The sequence below is a fragment of the Halomonas sp. BM-2019 genome (genome assembly GCF_017584085.1).
On sequence record NZ_CP071922.1, the window covers coordinates 2915183 to 2921955 of the forward strand.

General features: G+C 73.0%; 3 protein-coding genes and 1 pseudogene. All 4 read right to left on the bottom strand.

Annotated elements, in window-relative coordinates; genetic code table 11:
- On the bottom strand, positions 1 to 3225 hold a 3225-nt coding region (gene cobN / locus J5F18_RS14575), incomplete at its 3' end, for a cobaltochelatase subunit CobN (RefSeq protein ID WP_346299298.1).
- Entirely contained in the window at positions 3225 to 4364 is a 1140-nt protein-coding gene (gene cobW, locus J5F18_RS14580) for a cobalamin biosynthesis protein CobW (RefSeq protein ID WP_346299299.1), read from the bottom strand. The genes cobN and cobW, both read right to left, overlap by 1 nt.
- Positions 4361 to 5752: a cobyrinate a,c-diamide synthase gene (locus J5F18_RS14585; RefSeq protein WP_346299300.1), complete on the bottom strand. Its 1392-nt coding sequence runs from the start codon at positions 5750 to 5752 to the stop codon at positions 4361 to 4363. The genes cobW and J5F18_RS14585 overlap by 4 nt, the downstream gene beginning before the upstream one ends.
- Positions 5745 to 6773, bottom strand: a pseudogene (locus tag J5F18_RS14590) (magnesium chelatase); the annotation flags it as partial. The pseudogene J5F18_RS14590 and the gene J5F18_RS14585, both read right to left, overlap by 8 nt.

Below are 6773 nucleotides of genomic sequence, written 5' to 3' on the forward strand. Positions count from 1 at the left end.
GGGCCGGCTGCCGAAGACCCGGTAGCCGGCCTCCCGGGCGGCCGCCTCGGGCGTGAGCCCCCGGGCCTCGAGCTCGTCCCGCCGCGCCAGCACCGCCGCGCGGATGGTGTTGGCATCCCCCGGCTCCTGGTACTCGGCCACCGCCCGCACCGCCCGGTCGAAGAGGCGGATGACGTTGGCGAAGGCGTCGCGGAAGAAGCCGGAGACCCGCAGGGTGACGTCCACCCGGGGGCGTCCCAGCAGCATGGCGGGAATCACCTCGATATCGATCACCCGCCGCGAGCCCAGCGACCAGACCGGCCGCACCCCCATCAGGGCGAAGGCCTGGGCGATATCGTCGCCGCCGGTGCGCATGGTGGCGGTGCCCCAGATCGACAGGCCCAGGCGGCGCGGATAGTCGCCGTGATCCTGCAGGTAGCGCTCGACGAAGGCCTGGGCCGAGGCCTCGCCCAGGGACCAGGCGGCCGGCGACGGAATGGCGCGATTATCGACGCCGAAGAAGTTGCGCCCGGTGGGCAGCACGTCCAGGCGACCGCGGCTGGGGGCGCCGCTCGGCCCCGGCGGGACGAAACACCCCTCGAGACCGTCCAGCAGCGACGCCAGCTCCATCTCCACGCCGCGTTGCATGGCGGCCCAGAGTCCGCCGCGTACCTGGCGCAGCTGCCCGGCCGTAGCCGGGTAGTCCCGGGCCAGGGTGGCCAGGCAGCCCTCCTCCAGAACGTGCGCCTCCACCAGGCGGTGAGCGAGGCGCTCCAGGCGTTCGCGGGTATCGGCGCCGCTGCGCCAGGGGGCGTCGTCCAGCTCGGCCAGCGCCGCCGGCCGCGGGCCGGCCCAGGGCTCGGCCCCGGCCGCCAGGGGGTCGAAGCCCGGCGGCAGGCCCAGGTCGGCGGCCAGGTTGTGCAGCAGGCCGCGCTGGGCCGGCTTATCGCCTCTCGGCAGGCGCAGGATGGCGACCAGGGTTCCGGCCAGCTTGTCCCTCGGCGGCAGGCGGCCCAGCACGTGGAGGCCGTGGCGGATCTGCGCCTCCTTGATATCGCAGAGGTAGGTGTCCAGCTCGTTGAGCAGGCGCTCGTCCTCCGCCTCCCCGGCGGCCTCCTCTCCTACTCTGCCCTGCGCCAGCTCCCGGTCGATCCCGGTGTCGCGCAGGTGGCCGAGGATGCGCTCGCGCAGCAGCGCCTCGCGCCGCGGGTCCATGCCGAGTGCCTGGTAGTACTCGTCGGTGAGCGCCTCGAGTTCCGCCATGGCCCCGTAGAGCTCGGCGCGGGCCAGCGGCGGCATCAGGTGATCGATGATCACCGCCTGGCTGCGGCGCTTGGCCTGGGCGCCCTCCCCCGGGTCGTTGACGATAAAGGGATAGAAGTGCGGCAGCGGCCCCAGGGCGAGATCCGGCCAGCAGTCGGCGGACAGCGCCGTGCTCTTACCCGGCAGCCACTCCAGGTTGCCGTGCTTGCCGACATGGATCAGCGCGTCCACCCGGTAGTGGTCACGCAGCCAGAGATAGAAGGCCAGGTAACTATGGGGCGGCACCAGCTCCGTATCGTGGTAGCTCTGGAGCGGGTCGTCACCCAGGTCGCGCAGCGGCTGGATACCGACGAAGGTCTCGCCCAGGCGGATCCCGGCGATCATCAGCCGGCCCTGGCGATGCTTGGGGTCCTCGCTGGGCGCGCCCCAGCGCGTCCACACCGCCGCCTGGAGCGTCTCCGGCAGGGTCCGGAACCAGGCCAGGTAGTCGTCGAGGGCGATGCTCTGCCAGCAGCCGCGCCGGTCCAGCCCCCGGGGATCGTTGGTCACCCCCGCCTGCAGCCGGCGGACCAGGGCATCGCCGTCCGCCGGCAGGTCGTCGACGGGATAGCCCGCCCCGGCCAGGGCGCGCAGGATGGCGACCGTCGAGGCCGGCGTATCGAGGCCGACGCCGTTGCCGATGCGCCCGTCGCGGTTGGGGTAGTTGGCCAGCACCAGCGCCAGGCGCTTCTCCCGGTTCGGGGTGCGTCGCAGGTCGCAGAAACGCCGCGCCAGCCGGGCGACGAAGACGGCCCGCTCCGGGTGCAGGGCGTGGCGGATCACCGACAGCTGGCAGCGTTCGCTGTAGTGGGCCTCGCTCTTGAAGCCCACCGCCCGGGTCAGGATGCGGCCATCCATCTCCGGCAGCACCACCTGCATGGCCAGGTCGCGACTGCGCAGGCCGCCGGCCTCGGCCCGCCAGTCCTCCTCGGTGCTGCTGGCGAGGATCGCCTGCAGCACCACCGGCCGGCCGACGAAGAGCCCCGCGAGCTCCTGGTTGAGCTCCGCCTCGTCGAGGGCCTCGCTCCCGTCGGCATGGCGATTGACCGCGAAGCCGGTGGTATTGATCACCAGCCCGGCGCCGGTCTGCTCGATCAGGTGGTTGACGAAGGCCAGGCAGGCCGGCTCCTTGAGCGAGGCCACCGCCACCGCCAGGGGGGCGAGGCCCTGGGCCTCGAGCGCTTCGAGCAGGCCATCCAGCACCGCGGTATTGGCGCCCTGCAGATGGCTGCGATAGAAGAGCAGCAGGCAGACCGGGCGTTCGGGATCCCGGCATGCCTGCCACCCATTCAGCGTGGTAACCGGCCGGCCCTGCGGCGCCTCCCGGCAAGAACCTTCATGAGAAGAACCTTCATGAGAAGAGCCTTCATGAAAAGCGGCTTGGGGAAAATAGAGCAGCGCCGCGGGAAGCGCCTGGGGTTCGCGCCACGCCAGCGGCAGTCCGAGACACTCGCTACCGATACAGCGCAGCAGCTGCTCGGCGTTGTCCACCCCGCCCTCGCGCAGGTAGCGCCACACCCGGTGGGCCGTGGCGACGGGCACGCTGGAGTCCGCCAGCAGGGCGTCGTCCGGGGCGTCGCAGCCCGGCACCAGGATCAGTTGGCGCCCCTTGTCGGCGGCGGCCCAGGCCAGCAGGCGCTCGTGGCCGTAGCGCCAGTAGCCGCTGCCGCCCAGCAGCGAGACGATCACCAGCCGCGCCCGCTCCAGCACCCGGTCCTCGTAGAGGTCGTAGGCGGCGGGCTTGATCAGGTGCATCCAGTTGGCCAGGCGCAGCGAGGGAAAGCCCTCGCCGCTCGCCTCGGCCAGGCGCTCCGCCGCCTGGGCCAGGGCTGCCAGGCTGCTGTCGGCGGCGGACAGGATGACGATCTCGGCGGGGCTCTGCTGCAGGTCGACGATCCCCTCGTCGTCGACGAAGCCCCCGGGCTTGGCGGCGAACAGGTGCATCAGGGGCTCGTCGCGATCTCGACGTCCGCCAGGGCGGCCTGCAGGGCCGCGCCATCCAGCCCCTTGCCGATGAAGACGAGCTGGGTGGCGCGCGGCTCGTCCGCCCCCCAGAGCCGATCGAAGTAGCCATCCAGGCGCTCGCCCACGGCCTGGATCACCCGCCGCATGGGCTTGCCCGGAATCGCCGCGAAGCCCTTGGCGCGATAGATCTCGTGGCTCTTCAGCAGCGCCTGGAGGCGTGCCGCCAGGGCCTCGCCATCCACCTCGCCCAGGCGGATCACGCAGGAGTCGAAGTGATCGTGGGCGTGGTCGTGGTGGGCGCCCTCGGCGTGGTGGCGATCGTGGTGGTTGTCGATACGATCGATGGTCTCTTCGCTGGCCGCGCCGATGCCCATCAGGGCCTCCAGCTGGGCCCGCTCCGCGGCCCGCGATGCGTCGCCGTCACCGTTGCCATAGGCGCGCTGGTCGATAAACAGGGTCTTGACCGAGGCTGGCACCCGCTGGGCGATCAGCGCCTCCACCCGGGCCCGCTCGGCCGGATCGAGCAGGTCGGTCTTGGTGACCAGCACCAGGTCCGCCGCGCTGAGCTGGTCGTCGAGCAGCTCGTGCAGGCTGGGGTCGTGGTCCAGGCTCTCGTCGGCCAGGCGCTGGGCTTCGACCCTCGCCACGTCGTGGGCGTAGCGGCCGGCGGCCACCGCCGGGCCATCGACCACGGTGATGATGGCGTCCACGGTGCAGTGCTGACGCACCTCCGGCCAGTTGAACGCCTGCACCAGCGGCTTGGGCAGGGCCAGGCCGCTGGTCTCGATCAGGATATGGTCGATCGTGTCGCGGCGGGCCACCAACTGCTTCATTACCGGCAGGAACTCCTCCTCCACGGTGCAGCAGATGCAGCCGTTGGCCAGCTCATAGATGCCGCGCTCGACCTCCACGGGAGCGCCCCCCTCGCCGCCTTCCTCTTCACAACTTAAGGCACAGCCACGCAGCAGGCTGGAGTCGATATCCTGCTCGCCGAACTCGTTGACGATGACGGCGATGCGCTTGCCGGTCACCTGGCGCAGCATGCCGGCCAGCAGGGTGGTCTTGCCGCTGCCCAGGAAGCCGGTCACCACCGTGGCGGGGATCTTGTTCAGGTTCATCCGTGGGACTCCTCTGGGGTGATGGAATGTGTCTCTTTGGTCGCGCCTGCCGATGCCGGGCCCGGCGAGAAGAGTCGGGCCAGGGCATCGGGGTTGTCGGGAAAGAACAGGTGCAGGTAGGTGGCCGTGAGGCCGCGCTCTCGATAGATCGCCTCTCCCGGCGCGGGGTGGCGCTGGCGCCGGCCGAAGGCGATGGGCGCGGGCGTGCCCTCCGCCACCGAGCGGTGGTGGGCATGACCACGCACCGGCCCCTCCGGCAGCTCGGCGGTCTGCATGCCCTGGCAGCCGCGCCGCCCGCGCATGGCGCCCCGGCCGGGCAGCAGCCCCAGCATGGCGTGGGTCTCGCCGTCGATATCGGTCAGGCTCTCCAGGCAGTAGAGCAGGCCCCCGCACTCGGCGAGGATCGGCTTGTCGGCGGCGAAGAAGCCCTGGATCGCCTCGCGCATCGAGGCGTTCGCCGCCAGCCCCGCGGCATGCAGCTCGGGATAACCGCCGGGCAGCCAGAGGGCATCGCAGGGCGGCAAACGGGTATCGGTGAGCGGCGAGAAGAAGCGCAGGGTCGCCCCCATGCGCTCCAGCAGCTCCAGGTTGGCCTGGTAGATGAAGCTGAAGGCCGCGTCCCGGGCCACGCCGATGGTCCGGCCCCGCAGCGACGGCAGGGGCGCCGTGGCGGCCGCGGGGGGCGCCGCGAAGGCGACCGGCGGCAATGACAGCAGCGCCTCCGCCACGCCCTCGGCCGCGAGGGCCGCGGCGCCGGCCTCGAAACGGGCCTCCAGGTCGTCGCGGATCTCCTCGGCCTGGACCAGCCCCAGGTGGCGTTCCGGCAGGGCCAGGGTGGCATCCCGCGGCACGGCGGCCAGCAGCGGAATCTCGGCCGGCAGCGCGCCCTCGATCAGCTCCCGATGGCGCCGGGAGCCGCAGGCGTTGGCGATCAGCCCGGCGATGCGGATGTCGTCGCGGAAGCCCGCCAGGCCGGCCACCAGCGCCGCCGCGGTCTGGGCCATGCCCTTGACGTCCATGACGATGGCCAGCGGCAGGTCGAACAGCGCGGCCAGGTCGGCGCTGGAGGGCTCGCCATCGAAGAGCCCCATAGCGCCCTCCACCAGGATCAGGTCCGCCTCCCGGGCGGCCTCATACAGGCGCCGGCGGCAGTCGGCCTCGCCGGCCATCCACAGATCGAGGGGGTCCACCGGCCGCCCGGAGGCCTGGGCCAGCACCCGGGGGTCCAGGTAGTCGGGGCCGGTCTTGAAGACCCGCACCACCTGGCCCCGGTTGCGCAGCAGCCGGGCCAGGGCCGCGGTCACCGTGGTCTTGCCCTGCCCCGAGGAGGGCGCGGCGATCATGAGCGCGGGACAGGCGGCACTCGCCGCGGCGGTCGGCTCAGCCATGGGTCGTCTCTCCTAGGGGCAGGGGATAATAGCGGGCGCCCAACTGCTCGGCGATCCGCGCGCCCCGCCCCCGCTTGACGGCGGCCTGCTCGGTATCCACGACGAGGCAGTCGCCCAGCGACGGCAGGCCGTCCAGGGGCTGGCGGATACGGCCGTCGGTGATCAGGTAGGTGCGCACCCTGAGGCCGGCCTCCTGCCGGCGCCACTGGCGAATCAGCCGCGCCGCGCGGTGGATCACCTCGCGCAGCGGCGTGCCGCCGCCACCGCCGGTGGCCTCGAGTCGCCCGGGCAGCGCCTTGGGGGCGCGGCGGCGGGACAGGAGCGGGGTGACGCCGTCGTTGCCGAAGCCCAGCACCGCCAGTTGCTCCCGGGCGGCGTAGGCCTGGCGCCCCAGGCGCTCCACCACGCCCTTGGCGCGGCCCAGCCGATGCCCGTCCAGGGTGGAGGCGGAGGTATCCAGCAGCACCAGGTGCACCAGCGGCCGCCTGGCGCGACCCCGGCGATGGCGCAGCTCCCGCCAGGGCCAGCGGCCGCGGTTGGCGATCAGGGTGGCGAACCAGTCCGGTTGGCGTGTCCCACGGCTCCCGCGGCTCTCACACCTTGGGTCGGCGGCCGCCGATGCGGCGGTGGCGCGGGCCGGCACGCCGACGCTCGGCTGGGCCTGCGGTGGCATGGCGCCCCACTGCCCCTCCCCCGTAGGGCCGGCCTGGCCGCCGCCGGACGCGGTGCCACTCCCGCCACCGGAGCCGCCATGCCCGCCCCCGGGGAAAGGCGGCGGCTCATCGCGGCGGGGCTCCAGGCTGCGGCGATGGGCCAGCACCCAGGGCGCGACGCTCTCCAGGTCCTCCTGACCCACCGTGGCGGCACCGCACCAGGCGGCATGGGCCCGGGCCGCCCGGTGCCAGGTCACGTCCGCCCGCAGGCCCTCGACGCCGGCGGCCGCGCAGCCCTGGGCGATATGCTCGTAGACCCAGGCCTCGGTGACGATCTCGGCCAGCGCCCGCCGCGCCTGGCCCAGGCG